Raw genomic sequence first — 20,393 nt, forward strand, 5'->3', positions numbered from 1 at the left:
GGAAGCGCTATGACTGCAAGCTTTCGGTGATGTGCCCGCTTGCCGTCACCTGGTCCAGCCTCGCGACCGACTCGTGGACCGTGTCGATATTGTGGACACCCGAGCAGGCAGACGGCCCTGTGATCGATGCCGGCCTGCCGCATACCAGCATGAGGACCGGCACCAGCGGCGCGACGCTGGCCACTTCCTCGACGAACAATGGGGCGCGCCACGCCACCTGCTCCGGGTAGATGATCACCGCGGCGGGCTGCTGATTCTCGATGGCGCGTTCCAGCTCCTGCAGAGTACTCACCGAGTTCGCGTGATAGCCTTGTCATGCCGGAAGCGTCACGACAAGGCGCGTCGACCGTGCGCCGGTCAACGTTTTCGCGTCATGGCCTGCAGCAGGGATTCGCCTTCCTCCGTCACACGCGGACGGGGCACACCCGTGGCCAGGCTCCCGAGTGCCACGAGCTGTTGCTCGAGCAGCGTGTCGAGGTCCTCGCGGTCCATTTCGATCTGGTCAGGCGATGACTTGACCAACATGAGCGTCGCAAATTCGTGAGGGCTCAGCACTGATGTCTCCTGGAATTTTGATGAGGCCTGGCCGAGAAACGCTTGAATGAGGCGTGTATGAGCATAGGCCCCGGATGACCGAAAAGTACACAACGGCCACGTGTTCGTAAATCCGTCTTTACGGACGGCCGCTGCCGGTCCGGGCCACCAGGATTCCTGCTGCCGAATCCTTCGAAAAGAGCAAGAAGGCATGAGATTTGCCCAGCTAAGTCGTTGCCTGGCTTACGACTTTGTCAGGGGCAGAACGTTCCTCGCAGCCCCAAGGTAGCCCGCAAACCCCTGCGCCAACGCATTCGCCTCGCCACTGCGCACGAGCCTTAGCACCTGCGATTCATAAGGATTACTAGTCAATTGGCGAAATACCACGCGCCCGCCGCCTGCCGCCCCGAGCGCGGCGGGTACGAGCGCGACGCCCATGCCGAACTCCACCATCGTCACGACGGTCTGCCAGAGCCGCGCTTCGTGGCGAATCTGCGGGCTGAATCCGGCCTCCACGCAGGTCGCGATGATCTGGTCGTGATAATGCGGCGACACCGAGCGCGGGAACAGGATGAACGGTTCGCGCGCGAGCGTGCCCAGTTCGATACGACGCCTGCGCGCGAGCTTGTGCCCTTCCGGCAGACAGCAGAGAAACGGCTCGGCAAACAGCAGCTCCGATTGCACCTCGGCCGGAAAGCGCCCCCAATGCGCAAAGCCGAGATCGATCTGCAGGCGCTGCAGCGCCTGCACCTGCTCGGCCGTGTTCATCTCGCGCAGCACCACTTCCACGGCGGGATGATCGGCCTCGAAACGCCGCACCGCCTCCGGCAGCCCGCGATACAACATCGAATTGACGAAGCCGATGCGCAGCCGCCCCGCCAGCCCGTGCGCGGAGCGCGCAGCGATGCGCCGCACTTCGTCGGCCTGCTCCAGCAGCCGCCGCGCCTCTTCGAGCAGCACGTTGCCCGCGTTGGTCAGCGCGACGGCCTTGTTGGTGCGTTCGAGCAGTTGCACGCCTAGCTGCTCCTCGAACTTGCGGATGTCGAAGCTCAACGCCGGCTGCGAAATGAAGAGCCGGCGCGCCGCGCGCCCGAAGTGCAGCTCTTCGGCTACCGCCACGAAATAGCGCAGTTGCTTGAGTTCCATGGCGGCCTCCTTCGGCGTGTTATCGATAGATGGCGCTTATCGTACATGAGATCGGTTGTATTGGACCGTTATCGAAGCCGCACCTAAGCTACGCCGAATCGCAGAGCAAAACAGCACGGAGACAGCACACGATGAGCGATCGCCCCGCCTTCGCCACCCGGGCCGCACAGGCCCCGCAGACTGCCCCGGCAAGCGGTTCGGCCAACATCCCCGATAGCCGCGGCATCAACTTCTACACCAGCGACCCCGGTTTCGCGCCCCTTTTGCGCAGCTATCTCGGCGCTGCCGCATTCGGCGCGCTCGAAGCGCGCCTCGTCGCGCTCGGTCAGCGCGCCTCCGACGAACTCGACGCGTTCGCGCTCGTCGCCGACAAGCACCCGCCCACGCTCGAACAACGCACGCGCAGCGGCGAAGCGATCCAGCGCATCGACAAGCATCCCGACTACGTGGCACTCGAACGCGTCGCCTACGCGGAACTTGGGCTCGCGGCCATGAGCCATCGCGAGAACGCGCCCGCGCCGCTCGTCAAATACGCGCTCACCTTTTTGTTCGTGCAGGCCGAATTCGGCCTGTGCTGCCCGGTGAGCATGACCGACTCGCTCACGCGCACGTTGCGCCGCTTCGGCTCGCCAGAACTCGTTGCGCGCTATTTGCCGATGCTCGCCTCGCAGAACTTCGACACGCTCTTCCAGGGCGCGATGTTCATGACGGAGCAGGCAGCGGGTTCGGACGTGGCGCGTATCGCCACGCGCGCCACGCGTGAGCGCGACGCGAATGGGGAGGACGTGTGGCGTCTTTACGGCGACAAGTGGTTTTGCTCGAACGCCGACGCCGATCTCGCGATGGTGCTCGCGCGCCCCGACGATGCGCCGCCCGGCATCAAGGGCCTCGCGCTGTTCCTGCTGCCGAAGACGCTCCCCGACGGCACGCGCAACGCCTATCGCATCGTGCGCCTGAAGGACAAGCTCGGCAGCCGCTCGATGGCGAGCGGCGAGATCGTGCTGGAAGGCGCGCAGGCGTACCTGATCGGCGAGGTGGGCCGCGGCTTTCATCAGATGGCGGACATGATCAACATGTCGAGGCTGTCGAACGGCGTGCGCGCGGCGGGCCTCATGCGCCGCGCCGTGACCGAGGCGCTGCACGTCGCGCGCAACCGCGAAGCGTTCGCCCGCAAGCTCATCGAAATGCCACTGATGCAGCGTCAACTGCTCAAGATGATGCTGCCCGCCGAGCAGGCGCGCTCGATGTTCATACGCATCGCCACGCTGCTCGCGCGCGCCGATGCCGGCGACGCACTCGCGGCGAAGTGCGTGCGCATTCTCACGCCGCTCATCAAGTTCCGCGCCTGCCGCGACGCGCGCCGCGTCACCGGCGACGCCATGGAAGTGCGCGGCGGCGTGGGCTATATCGAGGAGTGGAGCGACCCGCGCCTCGTGCGCGACGCGCATCTCGGCTCGATCTGGGAAGGCACGAGCAATATCGTCGCGCTCGACGTCGCGCGTGCAGCGAAACGCGAAGGCGCGCTCGAGGCGCTCACCCAGCACGTGCACGCGGAGCTTGCGCAAAGCGGCCTGCCCGAAGCAAGTACCGCGCTCCTGCGCGACGTGTTCGACCGCGCGGGCGCGGCGCTCGTGAGCGTGGCCGAATGCGGCCGCGACGAATCGGTGCGCCAGGCCGCGAGCGCGCTCTACCACGCCACGACGGCGGCCCTCATGGCCTGCGAAGCCGCGCAGATTTCGCGCGACGCGCCTGATTACCGGCGCCTCGCCTTCGCGCATCTGCTCGTGCGCCACAAGCTGCTGCCGCGCGACCCGCTCGCGCTCGACGAACGCGACGAAAACGCCGCAACGCTGCGTGCGCTGGTGGACGAACGAGCGCTGACGCTCGAGCAAGCCATGCAACTGATTCCGGCACACCGGGGCGACGCGCGATGAATACGAATCAGGAATCCGCAGCAAACCCAGTGAACGGCGCGCTGCATGGACTGCGCGTGATCGATCTGAGCCGCGTGCTCGGCGGTCCGTACTGCACCCAGGCGCTCGCCGATCACGGCGCCGAAGTCATCAAGCTCGAACCGCCCGACGGCGACGAAACGCGCGGCTGGGGCCCACCGTTTGTCGGCGATACGGCGTCGTACTACGTCGGCGTGAACCGCAACAAGCAGGGCATCGCCGTCGATCTTTCGCGCGAAGAAGGTCGCGCGATCCTGTGGCAGCTGCTCGAAGGCGCGGACGTGCTGGTCGAGAACTTTAAGCCGGGCACGCTCGCGCGCTGGGGCATGGACTACGAGCGCGATCTGCGTCCCCGTTTTCCTCGCCTCATTCACTGCGCGATTTCGGGCTTCGGCCCGGACGGCCCGCTCGGCGGCCTGCCCGGCTACGACGCCGCGATTCAGGCGATGACGGGCCTGATGAGCGTGAACGGTGAGCACGACGGCCCCGCGCTGCGCGTCGGCCTGCCGATCGTGGACATGGTCACGGGTCTCAACGCGCTCGCCGGCATTCTGCTCGCACTGGCCGAGCGCGAAAAGAGCGGCCTCGGGCAGTCGGTGGATATCGCGCTTTACGATTGCGGCGTGTCGCTCCTGCACCCGCATTTGCCGAATTATTTCGGCAATGGCCGCACGCCGCAGCGCAGCGGCAACGCGCACCCGAACATCGCGCCGTACGACAGCTACGCAACGGGCAGCGCGCCCATCTTCCTCGCGGTGGGCAACGACCGCCAGTTCGCAAAACTCTGCGCGCACCTGGGCGTGCCCGATCTCGCCGACGACCCGCGCTTCGCCGACAACCGCAGCCGCTGCGCGCATCGGCCGGAACTCAAGGCGGCGCTCGAAGCGCGGCTTGCCGCGCACGACTGCGAGCCGCTCGCGCGCGACCTGATCCGGGCCGGTGTGCCGTGCGGCCCCGTCCAGACCGTCGACGCGGTGGCCGCGCATCCGCACACGCAGCACCGCCGCATGATCGTCGAGATGGATGGCTATCGTGGCACGGGTGCGCCCGTGAAGCTCTCGCGCACGCCGCCGACCTATCGCACGCGCCCGCCCGCGCTCGGCGCCGACACGCGCGCCGTGATGGACGCGCTAGGCATCGACGCCGATATGCAGCAACGGCTCTTCGAATCCGGCATTGTCAAGGAGCCCGAAACGACGGCAAGCGCCTAGCGTTCCATCCCACCCTAACGGAATACAGACCGGCCCAAGCCGGCTCACCCCGATCAAGGAGACATGCATGACCCGCCCCGGCACCACCCCCGCGCGCCAGCCCGCTCGCGCTTCGCTCGCCGCTTTTGTCGGCACCACCATCGAGTGGTACGACTTTTATATCTACGCCACCGCTTCGGCGCTCATCTTCGGCAAGCTGTTCTTTCCCTCCCACGAGCCGTTCTACAGCACGCTGGCCTCGTTCGGCACCTTCGCCGTGGGCTTTTTCGCGCGCCCCTTCGGCGGGCTCGTGTTCGGGCATCTGGGCGACCGTATCGGTCGCAAGAAGGCGCTCGTCGCGACACTGTCGATCATGGGCGTCGGCACTGTGGGCATCGGCTTCTTGCCGACCTATGCGAGCGCCGGCGCGCTCGCCCCGGCGCTCCTCGTGCTGTTGCGCGTGGCGCAAGGCATTGCGATCGGCGGCGAATGGGGCGGTGCTGTGCTGATGGCGGGCGAGCATGCGCCCAAGGAAAAGCGCACGTTTCTCGCCTCGTTTGCGCAACTCGGCAGCCCGGCCGGCCTGATTCTCGCGCTGCTGGCGTTTCGCAGCGTCGCGCATCTCGACAAGGATGCGCTCTTTGCCTGGGGCTGGCGCTTGCCGTTCATCGCGAGCGCGGTGCTGCTCGTGGTGGGCCTGCTGATCCGCTCGGGCGTGGGCGAGTCGCCGGAATTCGAAGCGATCAAGACGCAGCGCCGCACCGCCGCGATGCCGATCGTGGAAGTGCTGCGCGACTCGTGGCGCGCCGTGCTGCTGTGCCTCGGTGCGAATGTGATCGGCGTGGCGGGCGCGTGGTTCGTCAACACCTTCATGCTCAATTACACGGCGCAAACGCTCGGGCTCGACCGCGGGCTGATTCTCGACTGCCTGTTCGTCGTCGCGTTCATCCAGCTCTTTACGCAGCTCTTTTCCGGCTGGTTTGCCCAGCGCGTGGGCGCCGGGCGCTTCCTCGTGCTGGCCGCCGCGCTGGCCATGATTTCGCCTTACCCGATGTTCGTGCTCGTCTCCACCGGCCGGCCGGTCGCCATCGTGGTCGGCATTGCGATTACGGTGATGTGCATGTGCAGCTCGTACGCGGTGATGGCGGGCTTCATGACGAATGCGTTCCCGGTGCGCGTGCGCTACTCGGCTATTTCGATCTCCTACCAATGTTGCGCGGCGCTCGCGGGCGGCCTCACGCCGCTCGTCGGAACGCTGCTCGCGCATGACTATCCGGGTCAGTGGTGGCCGCTGGCGCTGTTCTACAGCGCGCTTGCGGCCATTTCGCTCGTGTGTATCGCGGTGCTGCAGCGCAAGCAGTCGTCGGCCACGCAAGGCGATGTGGCGCTCGCGTTGCAGGACTAACGCTCTGCTACACGGCCGCCGTAATCGCCTTGATCAGCCCGTTCAGCGCAACGCGCCACGCTTCGCTGTTCGGGCCTTCGGTCAGCAGCGCGCCGACCACCTCGCGATGCAACGCATCGCGTTGCGCGCCGCCGGGCAGAATATCGCCGAAGCCCGTCAGCGACTGCGCGAGCGGCGTGCTGCCGCCCTCGCCCTCTTCGCGCGTCAAGGCGCGCAAGAGGTCTTGCGCCGCTTCGGGCACCGCCGCGATCATGAGCATGCGCTCTTCCCAGATCACGAAGCGGGCGAGCCGCGCCAGGAGGCCTTCCGTTCCAGCGCCGCTTTCGACGTTCGCGGTCGCGGCGAAGGCCGGCGTCGTGTCGAGCCATTCGATGAGACGTGTGCCGTCCATCGGCTTCGCGATGCCATAGCCCTGCGCGCCGTCCACGCCGAGAATGGCGAGCGCGCGAAGGAGGTCGAGCGTATCGACGCCTTCCGCAAGCACGCGCCTGCCCAGCGAATGGCCGAGGCGCGTCAACTGGTAGATCACGCGCAGCGTACTGAGCGCATCGCCGCCGCTCACCTTCACCATCTCGCGGTCGAGCTTGATCCAGTCGAACGGCAATTCCCGCAGGCGCGTGAGGCCACTATGCCCCGCGCCGAGATCGTCCTGCGCGAGCAGCACGCCCAGCTCGCGGAACTTCGCGAGAATGGCGCGCTGCCCCTGGCTCAGCGACAGTGCTTCGTTTTCCAGAACTTCCAGCGTGAGCCGCTCAGCCGGGCAACGGTGCGCGGCCAGCGCGGTGCGGGTGGCCTCGAAATAGCGGATGTCGTTGAGCGCCGCCGGCGGCAGGTTGATCGACACGTCGAGATCGCGGCCCTGGGCGTACCAGCGTTCGCGGTCGGCGAGCGCCTGCTCGATGCCGCGTGCGAAGAGCGCGAGCAGATCGTCGGAGGAGAGCGCCGAGAGAAACACGTCGGGCACGAGCAGGCGCTCGCCGTCGCGCAGACGCGCCAGCGCTTCGACCTTGGTCGCCTTGCCCGTGGCGAGGCTGAGCAGCGGCTGATAGTGCATTTCCAGCGCGCCGGTACGCACGAGCGCCGCCCAATGCTGGCGCACGCTCACCGGCACCGCGGCGCTCAGGCCGTCGTTGCCGGCGATGCGCGTCGCGGCGCAGCCGAGCAGCGTTTGCAGCAAATCGACGAAGGCCACCTGATCGGGCCCGACGAAGCCGCCCGGAAACGCGCTATACAGACTCAACACGGCGAGCGGCGGCTGCCCGGGCGCGGCCAGCGGAATCGACACCGAAGAGCGCACGCCCTCGCGCGCCGCGAGATCGCGCCACGGCGCGACGAGCGGATCCGTCTGATAGTTGACGACGCGCTCGGGCTTGCCGCTGCGCCACGCACGCCCAATGGCGCCCTGCCCTTGCGGATGATCGGCGCGCACGCTGATTTCCCGATCGTGCGCGGCAAGCACGTTGAGCATGCCGCCTTCCGTCTTGCCGCCCGCGCCGGCCTCGAAGTGAAAAATGCCCGCTTCGTCGGGACGTCCGATGGTGCAGGCGCTCACTTCGTCGTGCTCCGCCAGCGCGGCAATGACCTGGTCGATGAAATTCGTGTAGCTGCCCGCCTCCCACACAAGACGCGTGATGCGCAACAGCGCCTCCTGCTGCGAGTCCTGCACGGCCTGATACGCCTTGAGTTGCCACGCGAGATCGGCGGTCAGGCGGCGCGCGTAGAGCGAGAGTTGTTGTGTGCTCACCGTGCGGCCGACGTCCGCGTAGATCAGTTCCTGAAGAATGCCGCGGCTGCGCACGAGTTCTTCCTTGTCGAGCCCGACAATGGCATGAATGCGGCCGATGCGCTGCGCCATGTCCTCGTGCTCGCGCGAGGTCGGCCCGAGACTGGCGAGGGCAAGCAGATTCTGGATCTGCCGTGCCTTGAGGTGCGCGAGTTCCGCACCCGAGAGCATTTCGAGGATGCGGCGGGATTTGGGCAAGCGGCCCAACTCCTCGTAGAAGCGGTTGACCACGTGGGCCGCGTGCTCGTTTAGCGCGCCAATCAGCGTTTTCATTTTTGAGCCTTCGATATCACCGCCCTGGCGTCACGGCCCGGATCTGCAAATCGGGCAGGGTGTCGCGCCAGGTTCATGGCCGTAATGGTCATTAGCGGCCGCTCGAACAGCGATTCTGGCTCGCACAGAAAGAATGATACGTCATGCGCCGCAGGCGTCCGCGCACGATGGCATACACAAGGCGGCACACGCGGGCGCTAAAAGCGCCCAACGTCCGCCTTCAAAGCGGCGTGAGCAGCGCCTCGCCCGCGAAGTGTCGCGCCGCGTTTTCGGCGAAATGGCGCACCGTGGCGGTGCGCACGTCGGGGGACGCGCCGGCCACGTGCGGCGTGAGCACAATGTTGTCTAACCCGATGAGCGCTGCGGGCGGCTGCGGCTCGCCCTCGTAGACGTCGAGCCCCGCGCCGCCCAGCGTCCCCGCCTTCAGCGCGAGGGCGAGCGCGGCCGTATCGACCACGCTGCCGCGCGACACGTTGACGAGAAAACCCTGCGGACCCAGCGCCTCGATCGCGGCGCGGTCGATCAGATGCTTCGTTTGCGCGCCGCCCGGCGTCGCGATCACGAGAAAGTCGCTCCATTGCGCGAGCGCCATCACGCTCTCGAAGTAGCGCGCCTGAGCGCCTTCGCGCGGCTTGCGGTTGTGATAGCCGAGTTCCATGCCGAAGCCCGCTGCGCGCCGCGCGACCTTCTCGCCGATATGCCCGTAGCCGACAATGCCGAGCCGCCGCCCCGTGACCGTGGGGCGCATGGGCAGCGCATCGCGCCACACGCCGGTGCGGCAGGCGGCGTCGAACTGCGGCACGGCGCGCACGGCCGCGAGCAGGAGCGCGAGCGCGTGGTCCGCCACGCAGTCGGCATTGACGCCCGCGCCATTGCACAGCGCGATGCCACGCTCGCGCGCATGTTCGAGCGCGATGTTCTCGTAGCCCGCGCCAAGCGCGCCCGCCAGTTCGAGCGCAGGCATGCGGTCGATTTCGTCGGCGGTGAGGCCCGTCGTGCCGTTGGTCAGCACCACGCGCACGTCCCTGCCGCGTTCCGCAATTGCTTTGGCGCGCGCATCGGCATCGGGCGCGTAGATCACGTCGAACTGTTCGCCAAACCCGGCGAGGTCTTCAGCGGGAAGCAGTATCAGGACCAGCAGACATGGCTTCATCGTCGTGTCACCCTTCCGTCATTGTTTCGATATGCGAATCGAATACCGCGGTGCCCGCGCGTCGACTTCACACGGCCGTCACATAGCGCGGCGGCAGCACCTCGACGCGCGGCGCGGCCGCGGCGGCGGCGTCGCGCGCCCGGCGCATCTGGTCGGCCGGGCTCATGCCGAAGAGGCGTTTGAATTCGCGGCTGAACTGCGACGCGCTTTCATAGCCCACGCGCGTGGCCGCTGCACTCACGGTCAGACCGTCGTGCGTGATCAGGAGCCGCGCATGATGCAGGCGCGTCGTTTTCACGTACTGCATGGGTGACGTCGAGGTGACGGCCTTGAAGTGCGCATGAAAGACGGCAAGGCTCATGCCCGCCTCGGAGGCGAGCGTTTCGACGTCGAGGTCGCCGCGGTAGTCGGTGTGAATGCGCCGCAATGCCTTCGCGATCCGCCCGAAGTGATGCTGATGCGTGAGCGCCGCGCGGATTGCGTCGCCCTGCTCGCCCATGAGCACGCGGTAGCAGATTTCGCGCACGATCGAGGGGCCGAGAATGCGCGCCTCGTACGGCTGCGCGAGTGCTTCGAGCAAGCGCAGCACGGCGTTCGAAAGCGTGGCGTCGAGCGGCGTGGCGTAAATGCCAGAGGGCTCGGACACAGCGCGGCGCGGGTCGTCGAGCGCCATGAGCAGTTCGGCGACGGTCGTGAGATCGACGCGGATCGAGATGGCGAGAATCGGCTTCTCGGGGCTCGCCTCGGTCTCACACTCGAACGGCATCGGCACCGAGAGGACCAGGTATTGCTGGGCGTCGTAGATGAACACCTGGTCGCCGAGAAAGCCGCGCTTGCGCCCCTGGCAGACGATGAAAATGCTCGGTTCGTACATGACCGGCTGGCGCGGATGGCTTTCGCTGCCGCGGTAGAGCCGCACGCCTTCGACGGCCGTGGCGTGCACGCCGTCGCGTTGCGTGATTTGCATGAGCAGGTCGACCGTGCGCGCCTGCGTGGCGGCCGCGGGCGCGATGGCCGCCGCGGCGAGGGTTTTGACGTAGCCCATATCGGTTGTGCCCCAAAAGATGAAGTCAGGCAGAGGAACAGGCTTGCCAATCTATCACCGAACCCCTCGATGTGCTGCGCACCAGGAGAATCAGGCAAGTCTTCGATAGCTTCAGGTATTCCCTGGGTGGGCCGCGATCCTTACGATGGGAACCCTGCCGCAACACCCATGCACTAGAGGAGAGCCAACACATGTACCCAACCTACGGATACGCCGCCCGCGACGCCGCCTCGCCGCTCGCCCCGTTCGAATTCCAGCGCCGCGACCTGCGCGAACTCGACGTCCGTATCGACGTGCTGTTCTGCGGCGTGTGCCACTCCGACCTGCACCAGGCGCGCGACGAATGGCGCAACACGATTTACCCGGTCGTGCCGGGCCACGAGATCGTCGGCCGCGTGGCCGAAGTCGGCAAGGGTGTCACGAAGTACAAGGTGGGCGAACTCGTCGGCGTTGGCTGTCTCGTCGACTCGTGCCGCACCTGCCCGAGTTGCGCCGAAGGCCTCGAACAGTATTGCGAGAACGGCTGGGTCGGCACCTATAACGGCGCCGACCGCGTGAGCGGCGATATCACCTACGGCGGCTACTCCACGCAGTTGGTGGTGGACGAAGCGTTCGTGCTGCGCGTGCCCGAGAACCTCGATGCTGCTGCGGCCGCACCGCTCCTGTGCGCGGGCATCACTACGTATTCGCCGCTGCGCATGTGGGGCGCGGGCCCCGGCAAGAAGGTCGGCATCGTGGGTCTCGGCGGCCTCGGCCACATGGGCGTGAAGCTCGCGCATGCCATGGGCGCGCACGTGGTGCTGTTCACCACGTCGCCCTCGAAGATCGAAGACGGCAAGCGCCTGGGCGCGGACGAAGTCGTGATCTCGAAAGACCCGGGGCAGATGCAGGCGCACGCCAACAGCTTCGACCTGATCGTGAACACCGTGGCCGCGCAGCACGACCTCAACCCGTTCATCGAACTGCTGCGCCGTGACGGCACGATGACGCTGGTGGGCGCGCCCGAACACGATCACCCGTCGCCGCAAGTATTCAACCTGATCCTGAAGCGCCGCCGTCTGGCGGGCTCGCTGATCGGCGGCATTGCAGAAACCCAGGAGATGCTGGACTTCTGCGGCAAGCATGGCATTACGTCGGATATCGAAATGATCAAGATGCAGGACATCAACAACGCCTATGAGCGCATGCTCAAGAGCGATGTAAAGTACCGCTTCGTGATCGACCTCGATTCGCTGCGCAAGTAGCGCGCACGCAGCGCGGCAAACAAGCGCCGCGCATCCAGACGTAACACCCTGCCCCGCCGGGCCATCCGTTCCGGATGGCCCGCCAGCCCTTCCCCTTCGAGGCCTCCTTTTTTGGCCTCCCGTAGTCGAGCCGGCGTCACATGCGCCGCCATCCAATCGTCATGGCTGTTTAACCGCTGAGCGTCGCTTTCCGCGAGACGCCGGCACCGCGAAGCGCATTGATCGCTACGCGGCTCACCCTTTTGCTGCAGCAGCGCGGATTTCGTTCAAGCCTCAAGCCCATTGCAGGAGCTCGCCCGTGATCGACCGCATCCAGGCGATGCGCACGTTCGTGCGCATCGTCGACACCAACAGTTTCACCAAAGCCGCGCAGTCGCTCGATATGCCGCGCGCCAGCGCCACCACGCTGATGCAAAACCTCGAATCGCTGCTGGGAACGCAATTGCTCGTGCGCACCACGCGGCGCCTTTCGCTCACGCCCGAAGGCGCCGCTTACTACGAGCGCGCCTCGCAGATTCTCGCCGACATCGACGATGCCGAAGCGAGCGTGCGCCAGTCGCCCGGCGCGATCGGCGGGCGCTTGCGCGTCGAGATGCCGGGGCTCATCGCCAACGCGATCGTGCTGCCCGCGCTCGACGACTTCCACGCGCGCTATCCGCAGATCGACCTCGTGATCGGCGTGAGCCTGCGCAACGTCGATCTCGTCGGCGAGGGCGTGGATTGCAGCATCCAGCTCGGCGAGCTGCCCGATTCGGGACTCGCGGCGCGCCGCCTCGGCGTGCTGGAGCACGTGACCTGCGCGAGCCCCGCTTACCTCGAGCGGCATGGCGCGCCGCAAACGCTCGACGATCTCGCACAGCATCCGGTCGTCAACTTCCTCTCGCCGCTCACGGGCCGTCCGTTCGAGTTCGACTTCGAGGTGGACGGCAGTCCGACCAAGGTGAAGGTGGACGGGTTCGTGCATGTCTCCGACGAGTTCGCCTACCTCACGTGCGGTTTGCAGGGCTATGGGCTGATCCAGCCGCCGCTGCTCGCGGCGCAGCCGTATCTGGACAGCGGTGCGCTGGTCGAGGTGCTGCCGCAGTGGAAGCCGCTGCCTACGCCCGTTTCGGTGGCGTTCGTGAAGTCGCGGCAGCTGTCGCCGCGCGTGCGCGTGTTCGTCGACTGGCTCGCGGAGTTGTTCGAAGACGCGGGGGCGGTTAATCGCGATCTCTCGCGGGTGCGGCAGTTGTTGGAGGGGCTGCAGTTGGCGCCGGTCTGAGCATTTGCGGTTTTTTGCTTTGGCCTTTAGCCAGGAACCACAACAAAACCAAACCCACGCGCATTCAGCGCGGCCGCCTGAGCGCCATACCCCGCCGCGCGTGAAACCGCGCAACCGTCTCATAGGGCAACCAGACATCAGCCTGATACGGCGCAATCCCCGAAGGATTGTGAAACCACACACCGCCGTCACCACGTCCGTGCAGCAGGATCAGATGGCCGCCCTGCCCGGGATTCTCCCGTTCGGGGTAGCGAATCTCGGGGCTCACAGAAACGATGGCGAGCGTTTCGGCATCAACGCGCGCAGCACTCGCCGCAATGTCCTCGTCGATCATCACCTCCACGTGCACGCCGAACGCGGCTTCCACCCATCCGGCGAACGGCCGGTAAATCAAGCCATCCACGCCGCCATCTTCGCGCACGCGATATACACCGTGCCGCAACGCTTCTTCGAGCATCTGCGCGCGTGGCGCATGCGCGACGCCCCAGTAGTCGAGCGCCGATTCGAGGCAGGTCAGACCGCACAAGCGCTTGGCCCAGAAGCGGTAGGCGTCGGCCTCCGAGAAGCCGCTCGCCCGCCAGTGCGGATCTTCGCAAGGGTCGGCGCCGCGCTCGACGATGGGCGCCACCCAGTCGGCGCTGCCCCACTGGCTGTAGTACGGCACGCCTTCATGCCGCCATGTCCCGCCGCTGCGCACGTCGTCCAAACGATACCCCTCGCCCCAGTAAGGTTGATCCTCCGCGCGCGAGCGCACGGCGTTCAAAATCGTGCATCTTCGCAGCCGCGCGCCGTCGCCGCAATGCCGCGAATATCGCAAGCCGGATGTAAACGAAGCCGAATATACGCTTACATTCTCGTTATTCGGCGCCGCATTACATTTAGCTAAAATAGCGCCGTCGTTTGGCATTTTATGCGTTTAGAATATCGTGCTCCCGTGCGCAGGCCGTGCGAGGTCCGGTCAGACCGGCCTCACGGCGCCACGACATGATCAATCAGAAACTGAATCCACGAATCCCCCCTTTGAGCAGTATGTCGAACGTTGCCTACACAACCGACTCGGCCTCGGTGGCGGAGCGCGTACGCGAGCTGATGAGCCGTCACGGCATCGGCAAGCGTCAGCAAACGACCGAGCTGTGCCGGATTCTTGAACTGAGCTTTTCACAGGGGCACCGCAAGCTGCGCGGCAACAGTCCGTGGACGCTCGCGCAGATCAAGAAAGTGGCCGAAGCGTTCGGCGAACCCGCGGGCCAGTTGTTCGGCGCGCAATTGCTCGACCCCGGCATGGTCGGGGCCAGCGCGCAGGAGGCGATGCTCTGCGTGAGCGCCGCCGAGCTGCCCTGCACCGCGTGGATCGGCGCACCGGTCGAGGCGGGCAGCCGCCCCGACTTCGTCGCCTACGAAAAGCAGGGCCAGTGGCGCGTGGTGCGCCCGGACGGCGCGCTCTACCAGAACGCGCGCGAAGTCCACAAGATCGAGATCTACCCGCGCCGCGCCGAGTCCGACAAGCCGCTCATCGCCGTCGTCGACGACGACCGCTCCTCCGCCGACAACCTGCGCGACTACCTCGAGCACAGCGGCTACACAGCGCTCGCGCTCTACGGCCTCGCGGCATTCAACGAAGCGCTCGAAAATAACGTGTTCGACGGCGTGGTGATCGACTGGCTGTTCGGCAGCCAGACCGCCGCCGAGGCGATCCGCAGCGTGCGCGCCTCCGAGAACCCCGACGCGCCCATCTTCGTGCTCACCGGCGAACTCCTGACCGGCAAGGCTAGCGAATCGGAAATCAGCCAGGTCGTGCGCCACTACAACGTGGCCTGCTACGAAAAGCCGGCGCGCATGGCGATTCTCGTCGCCGATCTTTCGAAGCGGCTCAACCGCGGCTGACGCCGCGCATCGTCCGCTCCCACGCCTTTCAGGCGGCCGCGCGCGGCGCGCTCAGCGCGCGCTGCAACGCCGCGCGCAGCACCTCGTAATGCACCGGCTTCGTGAGCCGGTCGAAGAACGGCGCGCCCTCGCCGCCCGGCGTCGTCTTGCCCGCATTGTCCGGAAGCGCCGCCAGCCCCGCCACGTCGGCGCTCACCGCGATCACGCGCGGCTGCGCGAGCACGTCCTGCGCGGTTTCGAGCCCCGCCACGAAGTCGTAGCCGTCGCGGCCCGGCATGTGCAGGTCGAGCAGCACCACGTCGCATGCCACGTGCGCGAGCAGCGCGAGCGCACTGTCGGCGTCGCCGGCCGCGAGCGCGCGATAGCCCATGTGCGCGACCATCTCGCAGAGCGAATCGCGCACGAGCGGGTTGTCGTCGACGACGAGCACCTGCGGCAGCGCCCGCGCGGGCAGCGCCGCTTCGGCCACGGCCGCGGGCGCCGGCGGTTCGACCGGCGTGACGGGAATCCGCACGGTGAAGGTCGTGCCTTTGCCCACGCGGCTTTGCGTCTCAATCGTGCCGCCGAACAGCTCGACGAGGCCGCGCACGATCGCGAGCCCCATCCCCGCGCCCTCGTAGCGCCGCGAGCGAGACGTGTCGAGCTGCGTGAACTCCTTGAAGATGAGCGGGATCTGGTCCGGCGCCACGCCGGGCCCCGTGTCGCCGACGACGATCACGAGCGTGTCGCCGCCAGCAGGCTTCGGCGCGCCCTCCTCGTCCGGCGAGCGCCGCGGGACCCGCGCGGGCGCCTGCAGCCAGAATTCGAGCCGCACCTTGCCGCGCTCGGTGTAGCGGATCGCGTTCGTGACGAGGTTGCCGGCGATCTGGCGAATCCGGTGCGGGTCGGCCACCACGCGCCGCTGCGGTCCCACCCACGCATGCTCGAACACGAGCCCGCGCGAGCGTGCCGCCTGCTCGTTCTCGTCGACGATCGACTGCAGCAGTTCGCGCGGCTCGAACTCTTCCTGGCGCAATTCGAGCTTGCCCGCGCCGAGACGCGCGTAGTCGGTGAGATCCTTCATCTGCGCTTCGAGCTGGCGCGCGGCGGTTTCGAGGCGCTGGATCACCTTGCGGTCGGCTTCCGAATGCGAGTTGAAGCCGAGCAGCTCGATCGACGAAACGATCGCGTGCAGCGGAGTGCGCAGTTCGTGGCTGATCATGCCGAGGAAGGCGTCCTTCGCCATGCTCGCCTCGCGCGCAGCGCGGCTCGCCTGGTGCTCGGCTTCGAGCGCCGCGCGCTGCTGGTGCAAGAGGCGCGTGCGCCGGTAGCCGTTCATCACGAGCAGCACGCCCGCCGCCGCCGACAGCACGAGCAGCACGAGCCCCGAGGCAAACAGTTCGCGGCGTTTGGCGATGAAGTCGTGCCGGATCGCCTCGCGCTCGGTCACGTCGGCGAAACGCCGGTTCAGCGCGAGGTCGGTGACCTGGGTCCAGTGCAGGTCGAGCGCCATGAGCATCGGCACCGCGCGTTCGGGGTTGTCCGCGAGCGTGGCGATTTCGGCCTCGAACGGCGAGATCGTCGCGGCCAGAATGGCGAGATCGGCGTCCTGGCGGCGCTTGAGGCCCGGCGTCGAGTCGAGCGAGAGCGTCGAGCCCTTCATCACGTTGAGCTTCGACTGCAGCACCTCGTAGCGCAGCCGCACCTTGTCGAGATCGCGGTCGATGCCGTCCGCGAACATCAGCAACTGGCTCTCGAAGCGCGCGTAGGCGATCTGGAGCTGCGCGGCGTCCCAGTACAGGCCGTCGTAATTGCCCGTGATGCGCTGCACGACCTGCGGATTGAGCAGGTTCGCATAGAGCAGATAGCCGACCGCCACCACGGGCGGCGCGAGCGCCGCCATCCAGATGATCGCCTGCAGCAGGCGTCGCAAGGGACGTTGTATCACCCGCTACTCACCGCTTGATCGTCATCGACTTGATCTGCCACGCGAACTTCGAGTCGCCGGCCGCGCCGTCGAGCTCGAGCGGATGCTGGTCGCGTGGATAGATCAGGAACAACGGGCCGAAATTGCTCACCTTCAGCCGCTGGCCGTTCATCTCATAGGCGACCACCACGCCGTAGCGCTCGGCGTCGGCCACGGGCACGACGCAGGTGTAGTCGTCGAGCGTATGGATCTCGATCTGGCTGCCGTAGGCGCCCACGGCCTTGAGCACGTCCGAAAGCAGCGGGCCCGTGAAGGTCGAGCGCGGCGTCCAGGTCGTGGCCGTCGTGATCGAATGCGCGGGCAGCGCGAGCAGCTGCGCCTCGCTGAAGTGATACGCCGTGTGGGCCGCGTTGTTGGTTACGCGCACCTCGCCATCGACGTCGAGCGAGAGCGCACCGGTCGAACCCGCCGCCTGTGCAGAAGGCGCAAAAAACGGCGCCGCACCCGCGAGCGCCACCACGGCGGCCCAGCGCCGCCAGCCTGGCCATCCCATCCAATGCCACATCTTGCCCGAGCCCTTTCGCGCGATGATTCGCGTCGTTTTCGTGTGTCTTTGCGCGGCGCTGCGCCGTATTTTGCGGCAATGCGCGGCTTTTTCCTGCTGCGTTTCCCTCGTTTTCCCGCTCCCTCCACCCGCCATGCCAGCAGGCGCTGGTGAGCATAGGCATAATATCGTCAAACATTGTGCTGACAATAGCCGTCTTTTTCTCGTACACCGCTATCGGAAACGCGCGTTGCGCAGTTGCCGCGCAGTTACCGCGCAGTTGCCGCGCAGTTGCCGCGCAGTTGCCGATTACGCGCTTCGACACCCAATTCAACCCATGGATAAACCTGTCGTTCCGCTCACCTACGAACAGCTCGATCACTGGGTCGAGTCGCTGCAGCCGGCGCTGATCGCGGAGGAATTCGACCTCGTGGTCGGCATCCTGCGCGGCGGCGCGCCGCTCGCGCTGATGGTTTCGCACGCAACGGGGGCGGCTGTCGCATTCCTGCGCTATGACCGCACCACGCGCGAAGTGCGCTGGGACTCCACGCTGCCGCTGCCCGAACCGGGCTCGAAAGTGCTGCTCTGCGAGGACATCGCGGGGCGCGGCCATACGCTCGTGGACTGCATCGCGTTCCTGAGCGAGCACGGGCTCGTCGTACGCACGCTCACCGGCGCCTACGACGACCTCAGCCGTTTGCGCCCCGATTATTCGATCGACGCGAGCGGCTATTTCGCGCTGTTCCCGTGGGAGCGCCAGGCCTACACCGACCGCTATCGCGCCGACTGGATCCGCGACGGCGAAGGCGAAGGCACGCGCATGGCCGAAGACCACGAGTACGCGGTCTACGCCATCGATCTCGACGGCGTCCTGCTCCCTGACCTCCCGATTGCGCGCTACGACGAAGACCTTGTCGCCGCGCTCGCCGAGCGCGATGAGCTGGTGCCGTTCGAGCGTCTGCCCGGCATCGACATGAAACGCACGCGCGCGATCATCACGGGGCGTCCGGAGATCGACCGCGAGCGCACGCTCGCCTGGCTCGAACGCCACGGTTTCGGGCACCTCGAACTGATCATGCGCACGCCCGACGACCACGACGACACGGCCGCGGCCGTGGCGGCGCACAAGGCCGCGGCGGCCATCCGCAGCGGCGTCACGCACTTCATCGAGAGCGACCCGGTGCAGGCGATCCTGATTGCCCAGACCGCGCCGCTCCTGCGCGTGATCTGGTGGAACGCCCAGGCGCGCACGGGCACGCTGATCGGCGCCTCTGCCTGGAGCTGAGCGAGCAGGCGCTCACACGTCGCCGCGCCGGCCCTCGATGAACCGAGCGGCGCGCGGCGACGCCACCACGATGAGCTTCATGGTCGCGCGCGTCGCGCCGACGAAGAGTTTGCGCGCGGCGCGCTCGTCGAATGACTCGAAGTCCACCTCGGTCAGGATCACGCATGGCGCGGACTGGCCCTTGAAGCGGTAGATCGATTCGAGCAGCAGGTCGCCCTCGCGGTACTGCGGATTGCCGAACAGGTCGTATTGGCCCGTGAAACTGCGCAGCCGGTGCGGGCCGAGCTGATCGAGCGTCGCGAACAGCGAATGCTCGCGTCCGCGCCAGGAAAGCACGACGATGTCCTGCTTGCGAAAGCCGAGCGAAAGCGCCTGCGTAATCGCGCGTTTCGTGGCCAGAACCACCCCGGGCTCCGCGCCGGGTCCGGTTTCATGCTCGTCCCAGCTCGCCACCGTCACGTCGGAGCCGTCGAACGGACTCGCCGCCGCGAGCTGCGCGATGGCGGGCACGGTCGGTCCGGCCACGTCGCGCAAAAACGCGAGGATGTCGCGCGGGCTGCGATAGTTCGTGGTCTCGCGCAGCACGGTCCAGCCCGTCAGCGCGAGCGGCTCGCGCACGTACAGGTTCTGCAGCGGATCTTCGAGCCACCACCACGCGGCGTCCGGCCGCAGCAGACGCCCGAGCGCGCCGACCCACGGCTCATGGAAATCCTGCCCTTCATCGACGATCAGCACGTCGAACTGCCAGCGCTCGCCAATCGGCATCTCGCCGAAGCGCCGCACGAGGTCGTCGAACGCGCCGGGGCTTCCGAAGTCGGGCGCGTGGCCGCCGTCGCGCGCGACCCAGTCGCACAGCTGGTGATAAGTCGCCACCTTCGCGCCGGGCGGCGCGAGCTGCGCGATGTGATCCGCGAGCGGCCGGTTGAAGCACACGTAGAGTGTGCGCGCGCCGCGCGCCACCGCGTCCTTCATGACCTGGACGGCCAGTTGCGTCTTGCCCGAGCCCGCCGTGCCGATCACGCGCAGCCGGAACGGTGCGAATTCGAGCCGCCGCGCCCATGTGGCGAGGCCGCCCGCGAGCCGCGTGACGAGCGTGCCCGCCGCGCCGAGCAGCGCGCTGGTGTCGGGCGTGAGCGAAAGTTCGTCGGCGAGAAAGTGATGGATCCTGGCGGCGCACGGCAGGCGCGGCTCGTCGGCGGGCATGGCTTCGAGCACGATGGCGGCGAACTGCGCCTTGCGCGTGGCGTCGACGATGCGCGCCGGGTTCACGCCCGCGATGGCGGGCTCGCGCACGACGTGGTCAGGGCAGTAGAACAGCTCTTCGAGCACGTAGGTGCCCGCGCCGAACGACGCCGTAAAGCGCCGGTGCAACCCTTCGACCGTGCGCGCCAGGGCGATCGCCACGTTGCGCTCGGTTTGCATGTACGCCTTGACGAGCCCGCCCGGCGTTTCGCGCAAAAAGCCCGTTTTCTGCTCGACGAGCATCACGCGCCCGGCCGGGCTGACGATCACGAAATCGGCCTCCCCGAACACCGAAAAGCCTTCGGAAAGCCGCGTCCAGTGCACGCCGTGATAGACGGTGTAGCCGTTCGGCAAACCGCGGGCGAGCGCGGCGAGCGTTTCGCGCTCGCGCGCGGCGGCGCCGGTGGCTTCGAGATGCTGCCAGTCGTCGGGGACAATGCGGGCCATGGGCGGGTCTCGGGCGGATGTTGAGGTTCGTGGCGGCCGCGCAGGCAAGCGAGGGAGCGCTGCCGCACGAAGCGGGCGCGGCGGCGGAACTCCGGGCGC

At 67.1% G+C, this 20,393-nt stretch carries 17 protein-coding genes; 7 read left to right on the forward strand and 10 right to left on the reverse strand.

What is annotated here, in order from left to right:
• Positions 1–7: 7 nt before the first annotated feature.
• The 3 genes from AB4Y44_RS09795 to AB4Y44_RS09805 form a co-directional block, all read right to left on the reverse strand.
• Entirely contained in the window at positions 8–292 is a 285-nt protein-coding gene (locus AB4Y44_RS09795; protein ID WP_368699356.1) for a hypothetical protein, read from the reverse strand.
• Between the two features lie 65 nt (positions 293–357).
• Positions 358–555, reverse strand: a complete 198-nt coding sequence (locus AB4Y44_RS09800) for a hypothetical protein (RefSeq protein WP_368699357.1) — start codon at positions 553–555, stop codon at positions 358–360.
• A 222-nt stretch (positions 556–777) separates the two neighbouring features.
• Positions 778–1,680, reverse strand: coding sequence for a LysR family transcriptional regulator (locus AB4Y44_RS09805; protein WP_342922529.1), 903 nt, complete (start codon positions 1,678–1,680; stop codon positions 778–780).
• A 131-nt stretch (positions 1,681–1,811) separates the two neighbouring features.
• Between AB4Y44_RS09805 and AB4Y44_RS09810 the strand changes: the two genes are divergently transcribed.
• From AB4Y44_RS09810 to AB4Y44_RS09820, 3 genes are all read left to right on the forward strand, one after another.
• The gene (locus AB4Y44_RS09810) at positions 1,812–3,614 is read left to right on the forward strand and encodes an acyl-CoA dehydrogenase family protein (protein WP_368699358.1); all 1,803 of its coding nucleotides are present in this window, start codon (positions 1,812–1,814) and stop codon (positions 3,612–3,614) included.
• Positions 3,611–4,843 carry a CaiB/BaiF CoA transferase family protein gene (locus AB4Y44_RS09815; protein WP_368699359.1) on the forward strand — a complete coding sequence of 411 codons (1,233 nt, stop codon included), beginning with the start codon at positions 3,611–3,613 and terminating at the stop codon, positions 4,841–4,843. The genes AB4Y44_RS09810 and AB4Y44_RS09815 overlap by 4 nt, the downstream gene beginning before the upstream one ends.
• A 67-nt stretch (positions 4,844–4,910) precedes the next feature.
• On the forward strand, positions 4,911–6,227 hold the full coding sequence (locus tag AB4Y44_RS09820) for an MFS transporter (protein WP_368699360.1): 1,317 nt from the start codon (positions 4,911–4,913) through the stop codon (positions 6,225–6,227).
• 7 nt (positions 6,228–6,234) lie between these two features.
• On the opposite strand, the gene AB4Y44_RS09825 is transcribed toward AB4Y44_RS09820, so the two are convergent.
• The 3 genes from AB4Y44_RS09825 to AB4Y44_RS09835 form a co-directional block, all read right to left on the reverse strand.
• A complete protein-coding gene (locus AB4Y44_RS09825; protein WP_342922525.1) occupies positions 6,235–8,283 on the reverse strand; it encodes an EAL domain-containing protein in 2,049 nt (682 codons plus the stop codon).
• Between the two features lie 220 nt (positions 8,284–8,503).
• Positions 8,504–9,436, reverse strand: a complete 933-nt coding sequence (locus AB4Y44_RS09830; protein WP_342922524.1) for a 2-hydroxyacid dehydrogenase — start codon at positions 9,434–9,436, stop codon at positions 8,504–8,506.
• A 67-nt stretch (positions 9,437–9,503) separates the two neighbouring features.
• Positions 9,504–10,481: an AraC family transcriptional regulator gene (locus AB4Y44_RS09835; protein ID WP_342922523.1), complete on the reverse strand. Its 978-nt coding sequence runs from the start codon at positions 10,479–10,481 to the stop codon at positions 9,504–9,506.
• Positions 10,482–10,672: 191 nt separating this feature from the next.
• On the opposite strand from AB4Y44_RS09835, the gene AB4Y44_RS09840 reads away from it, so the two are divergent.
• Both AB4Y44_RS09840 and AB4Y44_RS09845 read left to right on the forward strand, forming a co-directional pair.
• Entirely contained in the window at positions 10,673–11,725 is a 1,053-nt protein-coding gene (locus AB4Y44_RS09840; protein WP_368699361.1) for an NAD(P)-dependent alcohol dehydrogenase, read from the forward strand.
• Between the two features lie 298 nt (positions 11,726–12,023).
• Positions 12,024–12,986 carry a LysR family transcriptional regulator gene (locus AB4Y44_RS09845; RefSeq protein WP_342922521.1) on the forward strand — a complete coding sequence of 321 codons (963 nt, stop codon included), beginning with the start codon at positions 12,024–12,026 and terminating at the stop codon, positions 12,984–12,986.
• Between the two features lie 64 nt (positions 12,987–13,050).
• On the opposite strand, the gene AB4Y44_RS09850 is transcribed toward AB4Y44_RS09845, so the two are convergent.
• Entirely contained in the window at positions 13,051–13,692 is a 642-nt protein-coding gene (locus AB4Y44_RS09850) for a C39 family peptidase (RefSeq protein WP_342922520.1), read from the reverse strand.
• Positions 13,693–14,015: 323 nt separating this feature from the next.
• On the opposite strand from AB4Y44_RS09850, the gene AB4Y44_RS09855 reads away from it, so the two are divergent.
• A complete protein-coding gene (locus AB4Y44_RS09855; protein WP_254319511.1) occupies positions 14,016–14,870 on the forward strand; it encodes a helix-turn-helix domain-containing protein in 855 nt (284 codons plus the stop codon).
• A 28-nt stretch (positions 14,871–14,898) separates the two neighbouring features.
• On the opposite strand, the gene AB4Y44_RS09860 is transcribed toward AB4Y44_RS09855, so the two are convergent.
• Entirely contained in the window at positions 14,899–16,752 is a 1,854-nt protein-coding gene (locus AB4Y44_RS09860; protein WP_368699448.1) for a hybrid sensor histidine kinase/response regulator, read from the reverse strand.
• Positions 16,753–16,804: 52 nt separating this feature from the next.
• The gene (locus AB4Y44_RS09865) at positions 16,805–17,329 is read right to left on the reverse strand and encodes a molybdopterin-dependent oxidoreductase (protein ID WP_342922519.1); all 525 of its coding nucleotides are present in this window, start codon (positions 17,327–17,329) and stop codon (positions 16,805–16,807) included.
• 328 nt (positions 17,330–17,657) lie between these two features.
• On the opposite strand from AB4Y44_RS09865, the gene AB4Y44_RS09870 reads away from it, so the two are divergent.
• The gene (locus AB4Y44_RS09870; protein ID WP_368699362.1) at positions 17,658–18,605 is read left to right on the forward strand and encodes a phosphoribosyltransferase family protein; all 948 of its coding nucleotides are present in this window, start codon (positions 17,658–17,660) and stop codon (positions 18,603–18,605) included.
• 12 nt (positions 18,606–18,617) lie between these two features.
• Here AB4Y44_RS09870 and AB4Y44_RS09875 read toward each other — a convergent pair whose 3' ends face one another.
• Positions 18,618–20,294, reverse strand: a complete 1,677-nt coding sequence (locus AB4Y44_RS09875; protein WP_368699363.1) for an ATP-binding domain-containing protein — start codon at positions 20,292–20,294, stop codon at positions 18,618–18,620.
• Positions 20,295–20,393 lie beyond the last annotated feature (99 nt).

This window comes from Paraburkholderia sp. BR10937, assembly GCF_040965695.1.
Lineage (GTDB): Bacteria > Pseudomonadota > Gammaproteobacteria > Burkholderiales > Burkholderiaceae > Paraburkholderia.